This window comes from Streptomyces sp. NPDC054932 (genome assembly GCF_053610205.1).
In genome coordinates this window covers 100,413-116,554 of sequence record NZ_JBSGXU010000001.1, presented here as the reverse complement: position 1 = coordinate 116,554, position 16,142 = coordinate 100,413, and the positions used below count along the sequence as shown (strand labels likewise).

Annotated in this window: 14 protein-coding genes and 1 tRNA gene; 6 read left to right on the top strand and 9 right to left on the bottom strand. The window is 70.7% G+C overall.

Features of this window, described 5'->3' with window-relative positions:
* Window positions 1-120 precede the first annotated feature (120 nt).
* The 4 genes from tmk to ACWGE1_RS00595 all read left to right on the top strand — a co-directional run bounded on the left by tmk (window position 121) and on the right by ACWGE1_RS00595 (window position 6,861).
* Complete coding sequence (gene tmk / locus ACWGE1_RS00610; protein ID WP_453418366.1) at window positions 121-3,378, top strand: dTMP kinase; 3,258 nt, start codon at window positions 121-123, stop codon at window positions 3,376-3,378.
* Window positions 3,379-3,467: 89 nt separating this feature from the next.
* Window positions 3,468-4,679 carry a DNA polymerase III subunit delta' gene (locus ACWGE1_RS00605; protein WP_453418365.1) on the top strand — a complete coding sequence of 404 codons (1,212 nt, stop codon included), beginning with the start codon at window positions 3,468-3,470 and terminating at the stop codon, window positions 4,677-4,679.
* A gap of 196 nt (window positions 4,680-4,875) precedes the next feature.
* Window positions 4,876-6,444, top strand: a complete 1,569-nt coding sequence (locus ACWGE1_RS00600; RefSeq protein ID WP_453418364.1) for an alpha/beta hydrolase — start codon at window positions 4,876-4,878, stop codon at window positions 6,442-6,444.
* Window positions 6,445-6,787: 343 nt separating this feature from the next.
* Window positions 6,788-6,861, top strand: a tRNA-Thr gene (locus tag ACWGE1_RS00595).
* 43 nt (window positions 6,862-6,904) lie between these two features.
* Here ACWGE1_RS00595 and ACWGE1_RS00590 read toward each other — a convergent pair.
* From ACWGE1_RS00590 to ACWGE1_RS00580, 3 genes are all read right to left on the bottom strand, one after another.
* Complete coding sequence (locus ACWGE1_RS00590; protein WP_453418363.1) at window positions 6,905-8,554, bottom strand: tyrosine-type recombinase/integrase; 1,650 nt, start codon at window positions 8,552-8,554, stop codon at window positions 6,905-6,907.
* A complete protein-coding gene (locus ACWGE1_RS00585; RefSeq protein ID WP_453418362.1) occupies window positions 8,551-9,249 on the bottom strand; it encodes a hypothetical protein in 699 nt (232 codons plus the stop codon). The genes ACWGE1_RS00590 and ACWGE1_RS00585 overlap by 4 nt, the downstream gene beginning before the upstream one ends.
* Before the next feature lie 585 nt (window positions 9,250-9,834).
* Complete coding sequence (locus ACWGE1_RS00580; RefSeq protein WP_423647317.1) at window positions 9,835-10,218, bottom strand: hypothetical protein; 384 nt, start codon at window positions 10,216-10,218, stop codon at window positions 9,835-9,837.
* 169 nt (window positions 10,219-10,387) lie between these two features.
* Here ACWGE1_RS00580 and ACWGE1_RS00575 point away from each other — a divergent pair, with 169 nt between their 5' ends.
* On the top strand, window positions 10,388-10,657 hold the full coding sequence (locus ACWGE1_RS00575; RefSeq protein WP_453418361.1) for a GntR family transcriptional regulator: 270 nt from the start codon (window positions 10,388-10,390) through the stop codon (window positions 10,655-10,657).
* A 46-nt stretch (window positions 10,658-10,703) separates the two neighbouring features.
* Here ACWGE1_RS00575 and tgmC read toward each other — a convergent pair whose 3' ends face one another.
* Genes tgmC through ACWGE1_RS00545 form a run of 6 tightly spaced genes read right to left on the bottom strand, consistent with a single transcriptional unit; the run spans window position 10,704 to window position 14,468 of the window.
* Window positions 10,704-11,894 (bottom strand): ATP-grasp peptide maturase system methyltransferase, encoded by a 1,191-nt coding sequence (tgmC, locus tag ACWGE1_RS00570; protein WP_453418360.1) that lies wholly within the window; start codon window positions 11,892-11,894, stop codon window positions 10,704-10,706.
* Entirely contained in the window at window positions 11,881-12,822 is a 942-nt protein-coding gene (gene tgmB, locus ACWGE1_RS00565; protein ID WP_423647314.1) for an ATP-grasp ribosomal peptide maturase, read from the bottom strand. Before tgmB ends, tgmC begins: the two co-directional genes overlap by 14 nt.
* Before the next feature lie 20 nt (window positions 12,823-12,842).
* Entirely contained in the window at window positions 12,843-13,139 is a 297-nt protein-coding gene (gene tgmA, locus ACWGE1_RS00560; protein ID WP_423647313.1) for a putative ATP-grasp-modified RiPP, read from the bottom strand.
* A 14-nt stretch (window positions 13,140-13,153) separates the two neighbouring features.
* Window positions 13,154-13,531, bottom strand: a complete 378-nt coding sequence (locus tag ACWGE1_RS00555) for a hypothetical protein (protein ID WP_423647312.1) — start codon at window positions 13,529-13,531, stop codon at window positions 13,154-13,156.
* The gene (locus tag ACWGE1_RS00550) at window positions 13,528-14,046 is read right to left on the bottom strand and encodes a hypothetical protein (RefSeq protein WP_423647311.1); all 519 of its coding nucleotides are present in this window, start codon (window positions 14,044-14,046) and stop codon (window positions 13,528-13,530) included. The genes ACWGE1_RS00555 and ACWGE1_RS00550 overlap by 4 nt, the downstream gene beginning before the upstream one ends.
* Window positions 14,043-14,468, bottom strand: a complete 426-nt coding sequence (locus ACWGE1_RS00545) for an ATP-binding protein (protein ID WP_423647310.1) — start codon at window positions 14,466-14,468, stop codon at window positions 14,043-14,045. Before ACWGE1_RS00545 ends, ACWGE1_RS00550 begins: the two co-directional genes overlap by 4 nt.
* 264 nt (window positions 14,469-14,732) lie before the next feature.
* On the opposite strand from ACWGE1_RS00545, the gene ACWGE1_RS00540 reads away from it, so the two are divergent.
* Complete coding sequence (locus ACWGE1_RS00540) at window positions 14,733-16,085, top strand: transcriptional regulator (protein ID WP_453418359.1); 1,353 nt, start codon at window positions 14,733-14,735, stop codon at window positions 16,083-16,085.
* The last annotated feature ends 57 nt before the right edge of the window (window positions 16,086-16,142 follow it).

Here is a 16,142-nt window from a genome sequence, read left to right as displayed (position 1 = left end):
GCCCCGCAACCGCGCCGGGCCGCTCCCGGAAAAAGACCGGAAAAAAGATGGGTCCGGGGTCACACCCGGCCCCGTCCACAGGCTTCCGCACCCGCATAGTGCAGCGGATAGGCTGGGCGGATGACGCGAGCCGAGCAGCCGGCGGTCGTGACCGCCCCGGCGAACCCCACCTACGACGAAGCCCTAGCCGCGGATTCCCGTGAGCGTGCGGTGCGCGCACTGCTGCGCACTCCCAGGCTGCGCCGGCTGTGGAGCGCCCAGTTGGTGAGCGGCATCGGCGATGCCCTCGCCCTGCTGGTGCTGGTGCTGCTGGCCCTCCAGGCCGCGGCCTCGGAAGGGGCCTTCGGCGGCGGATACCGCGGCGCGGCCCTGGCCGTCGCCGCCGTCTTCGCGGTCCGCATCCTCGCCACCCTGCTCTTCGGTGCGGTCCTCCTCGGCCCGCTGGCCGGGCTGCTGGGATCGGGCGGCAGGCTGGACCGCCGCTGGACCATGATCGGGGCCGACGGGGTCCGCCTCGGGCTCTTCGTCGTCGCCCCCCTGTGGCTCGACTGGATCCCGGCCCACGCACTCACCGCGCTGCTGGCCACCGTGTTCGTCGCCGGCGCCGCCGAGCGGCTGTGGACCCTGGCCAAGGAGAGCGCGGCGCCCACCCTGCTGCCCGCGCCGCCGCCGGAGGGGGCGACCGTACGGCCGCTCCCGGACCACCTGGACGCGCTGCGGCGGCTGACCTTGCGCACGGCCTTCGCGGCGCTCCCCGCCGCCGCGGCCGCGCTGCTCGCCGCGACCCTGGTCGGCAAGGCGCTCGGCCTCGGAGTGGACTGGTTCGCGGTGAACCAGGCCGCGCTCGGCTCGTACGTGGCCTCCGGCCTCTTCGCGGCCTCGGTCTCGCTGCTGCTGCCGCTGGTGCTGCCCGGCGGGGCGACCCCGCGGCCGAGGTCCCCGCTGGAGGGCCTGCGCGCCCCGAAGACGGGTGACCGGCCCGACAAGGGCCGTACCGGCGCCATCCCCCTTCTGGTCCTGAGCTGCGCCGCGGTCGCCGGAGCGGTGTCCTGCGCCGTGGCCGTGTCCGTACTGCACGCCTTCGACCTGGGCGGCGGTCCGGCCGCCTTCGCGCTGTTCGTCCTCGCGCTGGTCGGCGGCACCGCCACGGGCATCCGCGCCACCCAGGCCGGCAAGGTGCTGCCCGCCCTGTCCCGCCGCCGGCTGCTGGCCCTGGCCATAGCGGTGACCGGGCTCGCGCTGCTGCTGACCGGGCTCGTCCCGGACATGGCGACCGTGCTGTTCCTGTCGCTGCTCGCCGGCATCGCCGCGGGTGTCGCGGCCAACACCGGCCACACCCTGCTGGACCAGGAGACCGAGGAGTTCCGCCGGGCCCGGGTCACCGAGCACCTGCAGGCGGCCGTGCGCGTGGCCGTGGCGCTCGGCGCCGTCCTCGCCCCCGTCCTGGCCGCGGCGATCGGCCCACACCGGCTGACCGGCGCCGAGGTCGTCTTCGCGCACGGCGGAGCCGCCTTCACCCTGATGCTGGTCGGCGCGCTGCTGCTGCCCGTCGCCGTGCTGGTGCTCACGAAGGCCGACGACCGCCGGGGCGTACCGCTGCGGCGGGACCTTCGGGAGGCGCTGCGCGGCGGGGAGCCCGTACAGGCGGCTTCCACCACCGGATTCTTCATCGCCCTGGAGGGCGGCGACGGGGCCGGCAAGTCCACCCAGGTCGAGGCGCTCGCCGACTGGATACGGGGCAAGGGCCACGAGGTCGTGGTGACCCGGGAGCCCGGGGCGACCCCCGTCGGCAAGCGGCTCCGCTCGATCCTGCTCGACATCTCCTCGGCCGGTCTGTCGAACCGCGCCGAGGCCCTGCTGTACGCCGCCGACCGCGCGGAACACGTGGACACGGTGGTGCGCCCGGCCCTGGAGCGCGGCGCGGTTGTCATCTCGGACCGCTACATCGACTCCTCGGTCGCCTACCAGGGCGCCGGCCGCGACCTCTCCCCGACGGAGATCGCCCGGATCTCGCGCTGGGCCACCGACGGACTCGTCCCGAATCTGACCGTGCTGCTCGACGTGTCGCCGGAGGCGGCGCGGGAGCGGTTCACGGAGGCACCGGACCGGCTGGAGTCGGAGCCGGCGGAATTCCACCAGCGGGTGCGGTCCGGGTTCCTGACGCTCGCCGCGTCCGACCCCGGTCGCTACCTCGTGGTCGACGCGGGCCAGGACCCGGATTCGGTGACCACGGTCGTACGGCACCGCCTGGACCGGATGCTTCCGCTCTCGGAGGCCGAAGTGGCCGCCCAGGTGGAGGCGCGGCGCCTCGCCGAGGAGGAGGCGCGGCGCAGGGCCGAGGAAGAGGCCGCGCGCAAGGCGGAGGAAGAGCGGCTGCGCGCCGAGGAGGAGGCCCGCAGGGCCCGCGAGGCCGAGGAAGCACGGATCAAGGCCGAGGCCGAGGCCGCCCGCAGGGCGGAGGAGGAGCGGCTGCGCGCCGAGGAGGAGGCCCGGGCCCGGGCCGAGGCCGAGCGACTGCGCGCGGAGGCCGAGGAGAAGGCGCGCGCGGCGGAGGCCGAGCGGCTGCGCCGACAGGCCGAGGAGGAGGCCCGGCTGCGGGCCGAGGCCGAGGAGCGGCGGCTGGAGAAGCAGCGGCGGGCCGAGGAGGCCCTGCTGAAGGCCGAGGAGGCTCGCCGGCTGGTGGAGGCCGAGGCGGCGGCGAAGGCCGCTGCGGCGGCTGCGGAGGCTGCTGCGGTCGCCGCGGCGCCCGCACCGGCCCCTGCTCCTGCCCCTGCCCCTGCTCCCGCGCCCAAGGTCGGCATGACCAAGAAGCCGGAGCCGGAGCCGCAGTCGGCGCCGCACCCGGATGACGCGGTGACGGTGGAGACCCCGATGGCCAAGCCGGTCAAGCGGGTCGTCCAGCCGGACGACGTCACCCAGACCGTGCCCGTGCCGAAGATCGACCCGGCGTCCGTCGCGGAGACCACGGTGCTGCCGCCGGTCCGCGCGACGGACGAGACGGCCGTACTGCCGCCCGTACGACCTGCCGCCCAGCAGCCCCAGCAGGCCCCGCAGTCCCAGCAGGCCCCGCAGAAGCCGCAGGACAGCGGTACCGGTCAGGCCAGGTCCACCCGGTCCGCCACGCGGCCGACGGCCCAGCGTCCGGAGGAGAACCCGGCCGACCGGGTCCCGTCGGGCATCTTCCGGGACTCCGGCAACGACCGGACGCGGGAGCTCCCCGTCCTCGACGACGAGGGCCGGCCGCGCCGCGCCCGGCCGGACTGGGCCGAGGAGACCCCGCTGGACGATCTGCCGACGCTGGCGGACGAGCTGCTCGGTCGCCACCGGGACGACGAGGACGGCGACGAGGGCGAAGGCGGACCGCGCCGCCGCCGCTGACCCCGGGGCGGGGCCGGGCCCGGTCCGGACCGGATTGTCAGCGGCGCCCGCCACAATGGGTGCACGGAGAGTGAAAGGTGGTGGGCGGGATGCCCGTATGGGACGACCTGGTGGGACAGGAGCGGGTCCAGAAGCAGCTGGCCGCCGCCGCCCGCGATGCCGACGCGCTGGTCACGGCCGTCACGGACGGGACCGCGCCGCCCGCGGCGTCCAAGATGACCCACGCCTGGCTGTTCACCGGACCGCCTGGCTCCGGGCGGTCCACCGCCGCCCGGGCCTTCGCGGCCGCCCTGCAGTGCACCAGTCCCGACCGCGCCCTCGGCGGTGAGCCGGGCTGCGGGTTCTGCGACGGCTGCCACACCACCGTCGTCGGCACGCACGCCGATGTGGAGATCGTCCGCACCGATCTGCTGTCGATCGGTGTGAAGGAGACCCGCGACCTCGTCCGCCGGGCCCAGCTCTCCCCGGCCGTCGGCCGCTGGCAGGTCATCGTCCTGGAGGACGCCGACCGCCTCACCGAGGGCGCCGGCAACGTGCTCCTCAAGGCCGTGGAGGAGCCCGCTCCGCGGACGGTGTGGCTGCTGTGCGCGCCCTCGCTGGAGGACGTGCTGCCCACCATCCGCTCCCGCTGCCGGCACCTGACGCTGCGCACCCCGTCCGTCGAGGCCGTCGCCGAGGTGCTGGTCCGGCGCGATGGCATCGAGCCCGCCGTCGCGGCGGCCGCCGCCCGGGCCACCCAGGGGCACATCGACCGGGCCCGCCGGCTCGCCACCGACGAGTCCGCCCGGGCCCGCCGCGCCGCCGTGCTGAAGGTCCCGCTGCGCGTCGATGACGTGGGCGCCTGCCTGAAGGCCGCGCAGGAGCTGGTCGACGCCGCCGCGGAGGACGCCAAGCAGGTCGCGGAGGAGGTCGACACCAAGGAGACCGAGGAGCTGCGCACCGCGCTCGGTGCGGGTGCCGGGGCGGGCAGCCGGATGCCGCGCGGCACGGCGGGCGTGATGAAGGAGCTGGAGGACCGGCAGAAGCGCCGCCGCACCCGGACCCAGCGCGACACCCTCGATCTGGCGCTGACCGACCTCACCGGCTTCTACCGCGACGTGCTGGCCCTGCAGCTCGGCTCGACCGTGGCCATCGCCAATGAGGAGATACGGCCCGACCTGGACCGGATCGCCCGCGCCTCGGGCCCCGAGCGGACCCTGCGCCGGATCGAGGCGATCATCGCCTGCCGGGACGCCCTCGACCGCAATGTCGCCCCGCTCCTCGCGGTCGAGGCGATGACGATGTCGCTGCGCGCGGGCTGACCACGGGCCGGCCGCTGCCGGCGCTGCCGGTCGGCGGTCCACTCCCGGTTGACGGCTTCACCCGTACGGGCGGACCGGCCGCCGGGGCCGGGTAGTGCCCGGTCCGTGCCCCGCCCGGCGGGGGCCACGGAAGGCGTGCGGCCGTCCGGTCCCGAGCGACCTCTGCGTGTCCCCCGGCAGGACGTACGCTCCATGGATGGACACCACTCGCCTCCTGCGTACCACCGGGACCGTGATCGCAGCCGCCGGGCTGCTGCTCTCCGGGTGCACCCCGGGCGGGTCGGGGGAACCGAGGGCCGCCGCGTCCTCCACTCCGGAGTCCGCGGCGCCGTCGGCGCAGCCGTCCCCGGACGCGGCCGCGATGCGCCCGTACTACGAGCAGAAGCTGACCTGGCGCGACTGCGGTGTTCCCGGATTCCAGTGCTCCACGATGAAGGCCCCGCTGGACTACGCGAACCCCGGCTCCGGCCAGGACGTCGACATCGCCGTGTCGCGCCGTGCGGCCACCGGCCCCGGCAAGCGCCTGGGCTCGCTGATGGTCAACCCGGGCGGCCCGGGCGGCTCCGGCATCGGCTACCTCCAGGCGTACGCGGGCATCGGCTACCCCGCGGCGGTGCGCGCCCAGTACGACATGGTCTCCTTCGACCCGCGCGGGGTGGAACGCAGCAGCCCGGTCGAGTGTCTGAACGGCCCGGCCATGGACAAGTACACCCAGGTGGACCAGACACCGGACACCCAGGCCGAGCGGGCCGAGCTGGTGGCCGCCTTCAAGGAGTTCGCGGCCGCCTGCCGGACGAACTCGGAGCGGGTCCTGCCGCACGTCTCCACCGTCGACGCCGCCCGGGACATGGACCTGCTGCGCGCGGTGCTCGGCGACGAGAAGCTCAATTACGTCGGGGCCTCGTACGGCACCTTCCTGGGGGCGACGTACGCGGATCTCTTCCCCGACCGGGTCGGCCGGCTGGTCCTGGACGGGGCGATGGACCCCACCCGGCCCGCGCTCGAACTGAACCGGGACCAGACGGCGGGCTTCGAGACCGCCTTCACCTCCTTCGCCAAGGACTGCGCGAAGCAGCCCGACTGCCCGCTGGGCAAGGGCGGCCCGGATGCGGTGGCGGCGCGCCTGAAGGAGTTCTTCCGCAAGGTCGACGCGCAGCCCGTACGGACCGGCGATCCGGCTCGCCCGCTGGGCGAGTCCCTGGCGACGACCGGGGTGATCGCTGCGCTGTACGACGAGAGTGCCTGGCCGCAGCTGCGCGAGGCACTCACCTCGGCGATGAACGGCGACGGATCGGGCCTGCTGAGCCTGGCCGACAGCTACTACGAGCGCGATGCGGACGGCAAGTACGCGAACCTGATGTTCGCGAACGCCGCCGTCAACTGCCTCGACCAGCCCCCGGCCTTCAGCGGCCCGGAGGCCGTCGACGTCGCCCTGCCCTCCTTCGAGAAGGCCTCCCCGGTGTTCGGCGCGGGCCTGGCCTGGGCCTCGCTGAACTGCACGTACTGGCCCGTGAAGGCCACGGGCAGGGCGAAGGAGCTGAGCGCGAAGGGCGCCGCGCCGATCGTGGTGGTCGGCACCACCCGCGACCCGGCGACCCCGTACAAGTGGGCGCAGGCGCTGGCCAGCCAGCTCGCGTCGGGCAGCCTCCTCACGTACGACGGCGACGGCCACACCGCGTACGGCCGCGGCAGCGACTGCATCGACACCGCGATCAACCGCTACCTGCTGGAGGGCAAGGCCCCGCAGGACGGCAAGAAGTGCTGAGACCGCCGGCCCGCCAAACCGTTTCGCCCGGGTGATCCGCGCACGATGTCGTGCGGCCATGAGCAGAACGGCGCAGATCATCGTGCCGGCCCGGTACGAGGACGAGGTGATGGAGCCGCTGACGCGGTACGACGACACGCGCACCTGGAGCGGCCGGTTCGAGCAGATCCCCGGCCGGAGCACTCACCCGAGCACGCCCAGGACCCGCGCCTGTCCTGGTAGCCCGCCGCAGCCGCCGGGCGTCCGCCACAACCCGGTTCGGGGCACCCCTCGACACCCTGTAGACTTGGCGCCGCTGCTGATGAGCGCCCCCTTCCGAGGGAACACTTGTCTGACCAGCGGTGCCGCCTTAGCTCAGTTGGCCAGAGCAACGCACTCGTAATGCGTAGGTCTCGGGTTCGAATCCCGAAGGCGGCTCTGTAGAACCCCCAGGACTCACTCGCCGTGACCTGGGGTTTTTTCATGCCCGGACCAATCGAGGGCGGAACGCGATGATCTTCGCGCCGTCCTGCGTGCCCATTGCGTGCCCATTCTGCTGAGCGGGTACCGGTGTGACCTCGACCGCATCCTCGACCGGAGCGGCGACCTGAACGGGCCGCCGTACGGCACCCCTCGGCACCATGGCGGCCGTTGCCTCGGCGGCATCGCGTGCAGCCTTGGGCATGACCGACTGATAGATGTCCCGCGTGATGCGGCTGTCGCTGTGGCCGAGCGTCTCGGACACGATCTTGACGTCGACGCCGGCGGAGAGCATGAGCGAGGCGGCGACGTGCCGCAGATCGTGAAGCCGGATCGGCGGCAGACCGGACAGTTCGACGAGCCGCTCGAACTGGTCGGTCAACCACCCGGGATGAATCCACTCGCCGTTTTCCTGGGTGAACATCCGGCCCGTGTCCTGCCACGCCTCGCCCCATTCGAGGCGCTCGGCTCCCTGCTTGGCCCGGTGCGCTTCGAGCACCTCGACGGTGTACTCGTCGAGCGAGATGATCCGCTCGCCGCTGTCCGTCTTGGGCGCCGACTCGACGACTTCCCAACCGTCCTGCACGAGCTGTGTCGCGACCGTGAGCTCGCCCGTGCCCGTGTTGTAGTCGGACCACCGGACGCCGCACGCCTCGCCGCGGCGCAGACCCCGGAACGTGATCAGGTGGAACAACGGCAGCAGCCGGTGCCGGAAGTCGGCGAGGAAGTCGAGGAACGCGCCCGCCTGCTCGGGCGTCCACACCATGACAGCGCTCGGCTTCTCGCCGGTCCGCAGCCACTCGGCGATGCGCTCGTCGGTCCACACCATCGCTTTCGGCCGCTTGGCCGCGACGAGCTCGACGTGCTGCGCGGCGTTGAACGTGATCGAGCCTCGGGCTATCGCCGTGTTCAGCGCGGCCCGCAGCGTCGCCCTGATGTGCTGCTGCGTCGAGGGCCCGGTGATCCGCCGAAACGGCGGCATGGCGTCGATAGCTTCACGCATGGCCTTACGCCGTGCGCGGTTCTCTCCCCCCTTCCAAGGAATCGTCTTGAGCTCGGCGACCGCAGCGCGACGTGTGGTGTTCGCCTCGGTGATCTCGATGTTCGTCTCGGCGATGCCCTCGAACATGGCGTCGAGGTGCGGCACAGTGAGGCGGTCGAGACGAATGTGCCCGATCCGGGGGCGCAAGTGGCACCGGATGTCGAGCTCGTACCGGTCGTGTCCGCTCTTACGCAGTGCCTTTTTGCCGGCGAGCCACAGGTCGAGCCACTCGGCAACGGTCATGTGCTGCGTGAGCGACTGGCCGGTGCCGAACTTGCGCTTGGTCTCGTCGTAGTCGGGGATCGCTTCCTTGGTCGCGCCGACGGACTCGAGCAGGTCGCCGAGGCGGGCGCGACCGTCCTTGTCGTCCTTGTCGGCGATGTTCAGCAGGGCGCGAACCTTGTCGAGGTCTGCCTGCGCCTCGGTCTGCGTGTCGTATCCGGCGCGGCGGAAGAGTCGACGGTCGCCGTCCTTGGTCGGCGGCAGTTCCTGCCGGATCGACCACACGCCGTGCGCGCGCTGCTTGAGCTTGGGGCAGGAACTGCCCAGCGGCTTACCGGCCTTGTCGCGGCAGTAGCAGCGTTTCGTCGTTGTGCCTTTCGCGGTCACTCAGTACCTCTCGGGTTGATCTGGTCGGGATGGTCAAGCAGGCCGAGCCGACTCAAGTCCTTGCCCAACTCGGTTGGCAGGGCAGGGACGGTGAGGCTCGCGCGGTGCATGTCGTTGACGATCTGCGCGAGCTCGTCGAGGCGGTCGACGTACTCGGTCTGTGCGGATGGATCGAGCGCGGCGCGTAGCCGGGCCTTGTGGGCCGTTTCGCGACGCCGTGCGAGTTCGGGGTACAGCGAGACCGGATAGGCCGCTGTCGCCCATGCGGCGGCCCACGTCTGCCCTGTCCCGGCGATCTGTCGGGAGTCGGGGACGTACCGCCCGTCGAGGGGGCCCTCGAGCGTTGGCGTCGCCTCGCCGGTCATCCACTGCCACACCGTGTATGGGTCGCGCGGGTCGGCGGCCGGAACGGTCGGCACCGTGTCCTCGCTCCCGAGCGGGAGCATCAGGAGCAATGGCGGAGTGGCGAGAGCGAGGCCGAGCACGAACAAGTCGTCGACGTCCACCGGACGGCGCTTCTTGCCCCCGCCGCTGGCTCGGCCGGTCTCGATGCTGACGAGTACGGCGTACGTGATGTCGGGGCGCCCGAGGCGGGCGCACTCGGCGGCGAGCTCGTGCCGGTTCATGCCGAGGCGCTCGCGGTGCCGGCGGATCTGTGCGGCGACGACATCGCCCGCTGTCTGGTGGGTGTGCATATTGCAAAGCTAGCTTTGTCGGTTGCAAAGCGCCAGTCTTGATCGTACGTTGCTGATCTAGCACTACTCGGCACCATCGGGCCGACGTGCACACCGATGTCACAGGGGGCAGATGATGAGCAGCACAGAGCAGGGGATGACACACGACGAGCTGATGACCCTTCCCGTCGCGGTCCCGCTGGAGACCGCTAATCGGGCGCTGCACCTCGGCCGAACGACCGGGTATCACCTCGCGCGGACCAACCGGTATCCGGTGCGGGTCCTGCGCCATGGGCGGGCGTACAAGGTGTCGCGGTACGACTTGCACCGGCACCTCGGCGTCGCGGTGGCTTCCGAGTCGCCGTCCGGCGCTGAGGGATAGGTGTGGCGAGCGCGAGGCCCCGCCCGGAGCGATCCGGGCGGGGCCTGCTGGTGTTCAGAGCCCTTGGCGCCTGATGTGTTCGCCCGCGGTCGGGGCGGGTGAGTACAGAGGGGCACAGTCAGGGCACGCCGACACCGTGACGGGGGCGCCGCTTTGGCGCTCGATTGATCTCACCGGAATCGGGGCGGTGGTGTCGCGGTGGCAACCGCAGCAGACGGCGGGGGTCACAGGGCGGCGCCCGCGGGGATCGGCGCTCCGGGATAGCTGTACGGGTATTCCTTGCCTGCTGCTGCGAACGCTGCTGCTCGGCACCGCTCGCGCTGCCATTCCTGCTCGGTTCGAGGCGGGGGGAAGCCTGCAACGTATGGGCGGATCACGTCGGGCAGCTCATCCTCGAACGGTTCGTTTCGCTCGGCGATGTGCGGCGAGGGCGGTGTCGTCCATGGCTTGAGCCAGATGGAAGGGGAGAGCTCGACGGGGGTGGGCTGCGTCGTGAAGTGGGCGGCGGAGTGCCGGCCCGGCTTCCTGGTGCGGAAGGCAAGCACGAGTAAGGGGGCGGCCCACAGCAGCCATAGCAACGGGTACAGGGGGGCGATAAGGTCGCGCATGTCGTCAGCTCCTCGATAGCTGGTGACGCTCACGCCCCGGTGACCGGTCCTACGCGGTCGCCGGGGCTCTGTCGTTGATGACCGTAGCCAACTTGTCTACCCTCGTCTACCTACGTACGGCAACGACTGGTGACGCTCGGGGATGTGGCCCGTTGTCTACCCTCAAGGCATGGCAGTGAGCGAGGGACCAGTGCGCGAGGTCGACCACGAGTCGGCGACTCCGGTCTATATGCAGATCGCGCAATTCGTGATCGCGGACATCGAGAGCGGAAAGCTAGCGGTCGGGCGGCGCATTCCCTCCGAGTCAGCCATGAAGGCTGAGTTCGGCGTCGCCCGTGATACCGCGCGCCACGCCGTCGAGTACCTGCGCGACAAGGGATACGTGCACACCGTGCCGCAGCGCGGCACATTCGTCCTCGATCGCAGCGCAAGCGAGTAGCCGCCCACCCGCCACCCTCACGGGTGGGTGACAGGCGGGCGGGGTCTCACTTGGGCAGGGTCCAACTCGGCCCGTCGGAGGAACCGAGCCACACTCGCTGCTCGTTCGGCGTCACTGTCACGCCGAACCCTGTCGGGGGTGGGGAATCGGCCGCGTGCCACAGGTGCAGCGCTTCTTCGAGGTTGTCCCACAGGGCGGATGGGCCGCCCTGCCGTACAGACCACTCACCGGGCCCCCGCTGTGTGAGAACGGCGTACGAGTCGTTCTCGGCGTCGAGCACGTATGTGTGCTCGACGCCGCTCTCATCGGGCATGGTGAAGTAGCGCACGCTCGGCATGGCGAGTTGTGCCACGAATCCACTGTCGGGCATGGACAGCAGCTCGCGGCCGAACGGCGTCTCGCGGGTCTCGCCCTGGTCCGGTGCGGGGATCATTCCCATGCTCGCCGGCGCGCTCTGCTGCCTTGCGATCATGAAGCTCGGGTCCGCCGCGATGAACGGGCCCTCTGCCCTTCCGTTCCCCTCCGCCGTGAGCCGAACGAGCCCGAGGGACCGCATCCACCCCCGCAGCGTGGTCACGATCAGACCACCGGCCCGGGTCTGCTCAACCCACGCCGAAGGAACGCTGCGGACGCCGTAGGTTGCGATCGTCCGGTCGTACGGCGCGGGCCCCGGGTGGCCGAGCTGACCGTCGCCGGTCACCAGCCGCGGGTAGTACCCGCACCCCGCGAGCGCGATACGGGCCCGATCGGCAACGTCGTGATCCGTCTCGACCGACGTCACGTTCTTGTCGCCGAGCCGCTGACACAGGAGAGCGGTCGAGTACCCGGTGCCCGTGCCCAGTTCGAGCACGGCCATGTCGTCGCGCACGTCGAGGTCTTCCAACATGCGCACGACGAGCGAGGGGAGCGTCGAGGACGACGTCGGGCTCGCGTTGCTGACGGGCCTCGGCTCGCTCCAGTCGACCGGGTGCTCGTCGAACTGCGTAACGAGCGTCTGGTCGCTGTAGGCGATCGTCAACCACTCGTCGCCCCCGACAAGATCAGCGCTGATCGGCGTCCAGGTGGTGACCCCGGGGTTCAGTGCCTCGGTGTAGAACCGGGTCAGGAACTCGTGCCGGGGCACGTGCTCAACGGCTGCTCGCCACTCGGGCGTGCGCAACCATCCGCCGGCGGCGAGCTGGCCGGCGAGCTGCTGCCGCAGCTTTGCGGCGGTGCTGTTGGAGTCATCGGGTGGCATGGGTTCCTCGTTCCAGAAGATCAGCCAGGGCCGCAGTCATGGGCAGGCCCGTTGGCGGTTCCATCCACGCCCATTGGCCCGACGGGTTGCACTCGATGAAAGTCCACTCGTCGTGCGTGAGGGCGAAGTCGAAGGCGCCAAAGACGAGCCCGAAGTGCCGAAGGTACGCGAAGATCGCGCGCTCGACCTCGGGCGGCGTCGGGATGACGCTGTAGGTGTGGGTGCTGTAGTCCGTGCGCCAGTCGAGCAGATCGCAGTCGATGCGGACGGCGAAGATGCGCTCACCGACCACCGTCACCCGAACGTCGGCGGTCTTGTCGATGCGTGCTTGAAACAGGTGCATGGTGCCCGCGACAGAGTCGTCGATCTCGTCCGCGCTGACCTCAGCCACCGTCACGGTCTGCGAGACACCCTCACGGAGGTAGAGAGGCGCCGACAGGGGCTTGAAGATGACAGGCCCATGCTCCTTGATGAACGCTCGCGCTTCCTGGGGCTCGTTCGTGATCAGGGTAGGCGGCACTTTAAATCCGGCCGCCGCGGCGGCGGCGAGGCCGGCGGGCTTGTACTCGGCGTCGCCGATGCGGTTCGGATGGTTGACGTACAGGCAGTCGGGCAGGGACGCGAGCACACCGCCGAGCCCGTAGCGGGCCTGTGCGACGGCGAAGCGTGCGTCTTGCTCGTCGAGATGGGGGAACGCGAACCCGGACGGTCGTCGGTAGTACAGGGACCGAACGGCGCCGAGTTGGGCGACGCGAGTTTGCGTCACGACGCTTCCGCCCCACCGTGTCAGTTCTCCACCGATGTGGGCGGAGCAAGACAGGGTGGCGGGGAAGTCTCCGGAGTCGAGCCGCACGACCGGGACGCCCCGGTCGTGCAGCTCGGCGATCACGAGATCCGCGGTCGGGTCCTCAAGGTTGGTGACGACCATGACCGGGCGGGCATCCTGTGTCACTGGTCGGTGTCGTTCCCGGTGTCCGTGTCCGTGGCGCTGCCCGTGCCGTCGGGCGAGGTACCGGTCGACGGGTTCGTGCCGCTGCTGGTGCCGTGGCCGGGGGACATGACGACGACGCCGGCGGGGTCGAAGTAGCGGCCCATCTGAGTAACCGGGTTGAGCTCGACGCGGACGTGCCCGGGCGCATCGGCGGCCGGGTACGGCGCCAGTCGGCGCAGTCCCCAAGGGGCCGGCGTGAGGTGCCCCTGCGGCAACGGGCTACCGGTCGGGATTCGGTCGGCGTAGTTGAACATCGCGGTCCTTCCGCTCAGTGAGTGGGTTGTGTTTTGCGATGGCGCCCCGCCCCCGCCGGCGGATTGAACGCGTCGCCGACGGGGGCGGGAGTCTTGGAACTCGGGCTGTCCTTCCGAAGGTTGGTGAGCAGCACGAGTTGGTCGAGGCGGTATAGGCAGCCTCGGCAGGCGTACAGATCGGCGTGTATGCCGCTGGACTGGACGGGGCCGAGCCAAGTCACCTCGGTCTCAATGAACCCGCACCAGAGCCAGCAGGTGCCGAGCTGCCAGTCGTGGCGATCCCAAAGAGCGCGCGATTCCGGCTGTCCCGTTTCCGGGTCGATGTCACGGCGGGACGGGCGGAATACGGCGTCGGACTCGGATAGCCGCGGGCGGAGGGTGGTCACGTTCATGCCGTGCCGCCCTGCCGGTCGCGCACCCATCTTCCGGACGGGGCCGCTACATAGGTCTTGCCCAAGAGCAGCCGATCGGCGACAGCGGAAGCGGCGAGGTACTCCTCGACCTTGGCGCGGTCTGATCCTGGGGCCAACTCGTCCAGACCGAGGGCGACCACGACGGGTCCGCCCTTGGCGACGAATCGCGCCCACTCCCCGGAACCCGCGGGCACGCGCAGCATGTAGTCGCACTGGCCGACGTCGAGAATTGCGGCTCGGTTCCCTTGCATCCGAAGCCGGCGGCCGATGTCCGGCAGCGGCTCGGAAGATGTGGCGAGACCAAGCGCGGCGCCGAGCCCCCGCATTTGCGTCTCGATGGTGAGGGGAGTCTCGCCCCCACGCCGCGCCGGCGGGTGGGCGATGAGCAGGAATGCCACGTGCCCTAACGGGGTGTCGTCAAGCGACGTCATCACAATGACCGAGGCCAGCAGTCCGGGGGCGGGCGCCGGCAGAGCCGGCTCGGCGGCGGTCAACACGGCTCCCCCGCGGCAGTTGTCGGCATCGCCGGCGCCGCTAACCTGAACTCGCACCATACGAGCTTGCCGTGCCCCCGTGGCTCGACTCCCCATCCGTCGGCGAGCGCGTTCACCAGGAGCAGGCCACGACCGGTGACGTCGTCACTCGCGGAATGCTGGAGGCGAGGGCGGCGACGGGACGGGTCGTGCACCTCAACACGTAACCGAGTCTCATCCTCACTGAGCTTGATGAGGAACTGCTCGTTACCGACTGTGCCGTGCCTCAGAGCATTGGTGGTGAGCTCGGACACGCAGAGCAGGACGTCGTCGACCCGATTCGGGGCAGTGATACCACCCGCCATTAGCGAGGTCTGCACGAACGTACGCGTCTCCGGCACGGCGACGGCATGACGCGGAAACCAGCGTGTCACCTCAGACATACGGCACCCCCTCGGACCGGTAGACGCGTCGTGCTGCCGGCACTCAGCAGGAGTAAGCCGCTCGCTTCCCGCGGAGCGGGGCGAGACTCGCCGCCGGCCCGCGCGGTACCAACGTCGACGTTGTGCGCCATTGCTGAACTCCCGCCGCTTGCTGCTCGGTTCGTCGTACAGGCAACCGCGGTAGCGTGCCGAGCGGTACCGTCGTCAGGGGTGGCGGAAGGTGTCACTTCGCTACCGCCCATGTCCGAGGGGTAAGGGCTCACCATGAAGAATCCGAACGAGGATCTCGAACGTTGGGTCGCGCGGTCCGGCATGAGCCGTAAGGAACTCGCCCGTCGCGTGAAAACCGCAGCTCACGCTTGGGGGCAGCCGCACATCACGCCAGACGCGACGACCGTACGACGCTGGTTGGCTGGTGATCAGCCGCGCCCCCCGGTGCCCGAGATCCTCGCGGACGTCCTCTCGGCGCACTTCGGATACCGGGTCACTACGTACGATCTCGGGCTCGGGGAAGGACAGACAGCCGAGCGTTCGCTCATTTACAGCTCGTCCTTCGCGGTTACCGTGGAAGCAGTGACCGACTTGGGGAGGGCGGACGTGGACCGTCGTAACTTCTTGGCCGCAGCACCGTTCGCCGCGGTGGCGGCCGTTGGACCGTCCCGCGACTGGCTACTCAACACCCTTGACCAGCAACCAGAGGCGGGGCCGCGGGTGCGTCTGGAAGACGTCAGCGCTGTACGGAACATGTTCGGCGAGTTCCAGAAAATGGACGTTCTTCAAGGGGGCGGCTCCGGCCGTCTCATCCTGGCCGAGTACATGAACCAGCATGTCTATCCGTTGCTGCGTCGCACCAACACTGAGGAAGTGCGGCGGGCTCTGTGTGAGGCGGCGGCCGAGCAGACGTATCTGCTCGGGTGGATGGCCTACGACAACGGCGAGCACGGCACGGCGCAGCGGTACTTGATTCAGTCGCTGCGACTCGCCGAAGAATCAAAGAACGCAGCCCTCGGTGCCCACGTGCTCGCGGGCATGGCCGACCAAGCGACATTGCTCGGCAATCCCGCCGAGGGGCGTCGTCTGGCCCAGGCGGGGCGCGCCGGGCTCGGTAACGGGACCTCTCCGGCGTGTCTGGCGGACCTGTGGGCATTGGAAGCGCGGGCCCTCGCCAAGCTCGGCGACAAGACGTCGGCGGCGCACGCCGTGACCCAATCTGAGACCGCGTTCAGTCGTGTACGACCAGAGGCCGAACAGGAGTGGGCGACGTTCATCGACGCCGCATACCTGCATGGCGAGCACGCGAACACGTTCCGAGACATCGACGATCCGGCGAGCGCCGAGGAACACGCACGCCGGTCCATCGACCATGCGCGTAAGCAGCGGCGAGCCCGGCGCGGCGCGATGTCACAGGCAGCGCTCGCAGTCACGCACTTGCAGCGGCGCGACTTGGAAGCAGCGCACGCGGCTGGCTTGCGAACGCTGTCGCTGTCGGGACAGGTCAAGAGTTCGCGCTGCATCGAAGCTGTTCAGGACTTGCAGCGGCGTATGCAGCCGTTCGGCACGCATCGGCTCGTCGCGGACTTCAACGAGCGCGCCCGCGAACTCGTCGCCGCGGCGTAACGACGAAGGCGCCCCCCGCGGGCCGGCCGAGGCCGGTCTGCGGGGGGCGCGTTGCTT